We start from the raw sequence: 4,106 nt of genomic DNA, 5'->3' as shown, positions 1-4,106 counted from the left end.
GGTCAGGGTGGCGTCGACAGGCTGCTCGATCAGCAGCGCGGCGTTGTTGGCGATGGCGCCGCTGCCAAAGCTGGCGGCATTGCCGGCCAGGGTGCCCGCGCTGATGGTGGTGCCGCCTGCGTAGGTATTGGTCCCCGTCAGCGTCAGCGTACCCGCACCGGTCTTGGTGAGGGTACCGCTGCCGGTAACGGTGTTGGTCAGGATGGCGTCGGTGGGCTGCTCGATCAACAGCGCGGCGTTGTTGGCAATGGCGCCGTTGCCGAAACTGCCAGCGTTGCCGGCCAGGGTGCCGGCGCTGATGGTGGTGCCGCCTGCGTAGGTGTTGGTGCCCGTGAGAGTCAGTGTGCCGGCACCGGTCTTGGTGAGGGTGCCGCTGCCGGTGACGGTGTTGGTCAGGGTGGCGTCGACAGGCTGCTCGATCAGCAGCGCGGCGTTGTTGGTGATGGCTTCCGTGCCGAAGCTGGTGGCATTGCCGGCCAGGATACCGGCGCTGATGGTGGTGCCGCCTGCGTAGGTGTTGGTGCCCGTCAGGGTCAAGGTGCCGGCACCGGTCTTGGTGAGGGTGCCCCCGCCGGTGACAGTGTTGGCGAGGGTCGCATCAGCCGGCTGATCGATCAGCAGCGCGGCATTGTTGGCGATGGCACCACTGCCGAGGCTGGCGGCATTGCCAGCCAGAGTGCCGCCGTTGATGGCGCTGCCGCCTGCGTAGGTGTTGGTGCCTGTGAGGGTCAGGGTGCCGGCGCCGGTCTTGGTGACGGTGCCGCTGCCGGTGACGGTGTTGGTCAGGGTGGCGTCGGTGGGCTGCTCGATCAGCAGCGCAGCGTTGTTGGCGATGTCACCGCCGCCGAAGCTGGTGGCGTTGCCGGCCAGGGTGCCGGCGCTGATGGTGGTGCCGCCTGCGTAGGTGTTGGTGCCCGTGAGGGTCAGTGTGCCGGCGCCGGTCTTGGTCAAGCCGCCAGCCCCCGAGACGGTGCCGGTGGAGTTCAGGTCCGCATCGGTGTGGAAGACACCTCCAGCGCTGTCGATGGTGATGGCACGCCCGGTCGTGATGACCGCGGTGTTCTGCAGCGTGCCACCATCGAGGGTCAGTTGGCCGGCGGTCGCGCCGAGGTTCTGATCTCCGGCGATCGACACCGTGCCCCCTGCGATGGTGGTGCCGCCTGTGTAGGTGTTGGTGCCCGTGAGGGTCAAGGTGCCGGCGCCGGTCTTGGTCAGGGCGCCCACGCCGCTGACGATGCCGTCTGCGATGAGATTGGCGTCAGTCTGCAGGGTGCCACCGCCGGTTTCGAGGACGATGCTTCGCGCGGTGGTGATGACGTCAGTGGTACGCAGAGTGCCGCCATCGAAGCTCACCGCCCCCGTGATATCCCCCAGGTTGGCATCGGCCGAGACGGCCAGTGTCCCGGCGTCGATCTGGGTACCTCCCCTGTACCCGTTGGTGCCGCCCGTCAATGTGAGGGTGCCCGCGCCCGTCTTGACCAAGGTACCGTCGCCGCGAACGAGGCCGCTTGCCGTGAGGTCGGCGTCGGTTTGCAAGGTACCGCCGTTGCCTTCGAGGTTGATGGTCCGCGCGGTGTCGAAGGCACCGGTGGTGCGCAGGGTGCCTCCATCGAGGATCAACTCACTCTTCGCGACGTCACCCAGGTTCTCATTCTTCGATACGGACAGCGTGCCTGCCCAGATGACGGTGTCTCCCGTGTAGGTATTGTTGCCAGTGAGGGTCAAGGTACCAGCCCCCTCTTTGTACAAGCGACCGTTGCTCGCTGGGTCTCCCATGATCGGGCCGGTGGCGGTCAAGTCGGCATCGGTCAAGAAGTCGCCGCCGCCGGACCCAAGGGTGATGGAACGTCCGGTCGTGACGACAGCGGTGTTGCGCAGGATGCCGCCCGCGAGGGTCAGCGGGCCGGAGGCGTCACCCAGGTTCCTGTCGTCGGAGATGGACAACCTGCCATTCAAGATGGAGGTGCCGCCACTGTAACTGTTGATGCCGGAGAGGGTGAGCATAGAAAAGCCCTTCCTGGTCAGGCTGCCGCTGCCTTCTATGCTCTGGCTGAGGGTGCCGTCGTTACCGTTGTAATCGACGATGATCAGGGCGCCGTTGTTGATGATGCCACTGCTCTTTTCCACGCTGGCAGCAACCGTCTGCAGAGTCGCTCCGGCGTTGATCGTGGTTGTCCCGGTGTAGGTGTTGGCTACACCGTAAGAGACTTGACCGGTGCCGGCGACGGTGACGCTGCCGCCACTGACGTTGCCCACCAGCTTCAGTTCGCCGTTGCTGCTAAGGGTGTTGGTGGTGGCTCCCTGGTCCAGATCGATGGCGCTGTACACGTAGTCCGCTTTGTTGGTATTGCCATTGGTCAGGGTGCCTCCCTTCAAATAGATGACGTCATTCCCCGCCAGCTTCCCCACCATCTGCCCATTCACGTCCAGGGTGCCGCCGCTGTTCACGGTGACCACAGTGTCGGCACTCAGTCTCGTGGAACTGAGGTTGCCGTCGCCCAGCCGCAGCGTGCCTCCGTTGATGGTGGTCGCGCCGGTGTAGGTGTTGTCTCCGGTCAGGGTCAGTGTTCCGCTGCCGGTCTTGGTGAGCCCCCCGGTTCCCGAAATGACACCGCCGTAGTCGGTACTGCCGTCGTTCGCCCCGGTCGTCAAGGTGGCGGTACCCAAGGTCACGGAGCCCAAGCCCGTCAGGCTGCCGATGGCCTGGTCGTAGCCGGCCAGGTTCAGGGTGGTGCCGCCAGCGAGGGTCACCGCGCTGGCCGCGCTGAAAGTGTTGACTGCTCCGGCTTGCAGGGTGCCGTAGTTGACGGTCGTCGCTCCGGTGTAGCTGTTGGCTCCGGAGAGGGTCAGTGTTCCCGAGCCTATCGTGGTCAGGCCGCCGCTTCCCGAGATCTGGCCACCGAAGGTAGAGACGGTGCCGAACGTCGTCGTGAGGGTGCCGGTGCCCAGATTGACGTAGCCCGATCCCGCCAGCTTGTAGATGGTCTGGTTGTGGTTGTTCAGGTCCAGGGTGGCACCGACGCCGACCACGACCTCACTGCGCTGGCCAAAGGCGTTGTCGATGATGCCGGCTTGCAAGGTGCCGGCGGTGACCGTGGTCAATCCGGTATAGGCGCTGTTGTCGCCGGACAGGGTCAAAGTTCCTGTGCCGATCTTGTTCAGGCCGCCGCCGAACCCCGAGAACCGGCCGCTGAAGGTAGTGCTGGTGTTGTTTTCTCCGCTCGTGAGGGTGCCGGTGCCCAGACTGACGTTGCCCGATCCCGCCAGGCTGCCGATGGTCTGGCTGCGACTGTCCAGGTCCAGAGTCGCGCCGCTGTTGACGGTGACCGCGCTGCCTTTGCCAAAGGCGTTGGCGAACCGGCCGGCTCTCAAAGTGCCGGCATTGACTGTTGTCGCTCCGGTGTAGGTGTTGTCGCCCCAGAGGGTCAAGGTACCGGTGCCGGTCTTGGTCACACCGCCCTCGCCCGAGATGGCGCCGGTGGAGATCTGGTCGACATCGGTCTGGAAGCCCCCCCCGGCGCTGCCGACGGTGATGGCACGCGTGAACATGAAACCGGCGGTGTTCCGCAGAGTGCCCCCATCGAGGGTCAGCCCACTCGACGCAGCGCCCAGGTTCTCGTCCGAGGAGATCGACAGCGTGCCTCCTTTCACGATGGTACCGCCACTGTACGTATTGACGCCCGAAAGGATGAGGGTACCGGCACCGTTCTTGGTAATGCCGATGCTGCCGGCATCGCCCCCCGTACCGCCCGAGCCGGTCTGGTCCGCAATGACATTGGCGACCGTTTGCGTGAACCCGCTGGCGGGCTCGAAGGTCAGTGCTGAAGTGCTGCCCTGGAGAAAAATGCCTGAACCGAAAGCCGATGCGAAGCCACCGGCTCCGTTCCCGCCGGCCACGGAATTGCCGTTGATGTTGAGCGAGCCGGTGATTGCGACGGTCGCGCCGTCCATCACGAATATGCCGCCCCCCATGCCTGCGCCGCCGCCGCCGCCTTGCGACGATACGCCGTTCCTACCGCCGAATCCCGCCACACCGCCGGCGCTCGAGCCTCTACCCCCACCGCCGCCAAAACCGCCCGCCCCACCGGTGCTGCCCATGACAGTTG

1 protein-coding gene is annotated in these 4,106 nt (G+C 65.5%); it reads right to left on the bottom strand.

Going from position 1 to position 4,106, the window contains the following annotated elements:
• A partial coding sequence (locus tag A8M77_RS34690; RefSeq protein ID WP_192871723.1) for a beta strand repeat-containing protein occupies positions 1–3,951 on the bottom strand: 3,951 nt, incomplete at its 3' end.
• Between the last annotated feature and the right edge of the window lie 155 nt (positions 3,952–4,106).

Source organism: Variovorax sp. JS1663, from assembly GCF_002157355.1.
Classification (GTDB): domain Bacteria; phylum Pseudomonadota; class Gammaproteobacteria; order Burkholderiales; family Burkholderiaceae_C; genus Variovorax.
This window is presented reverse-complemented; position numbering and strand designations above follow the sequence as displayed.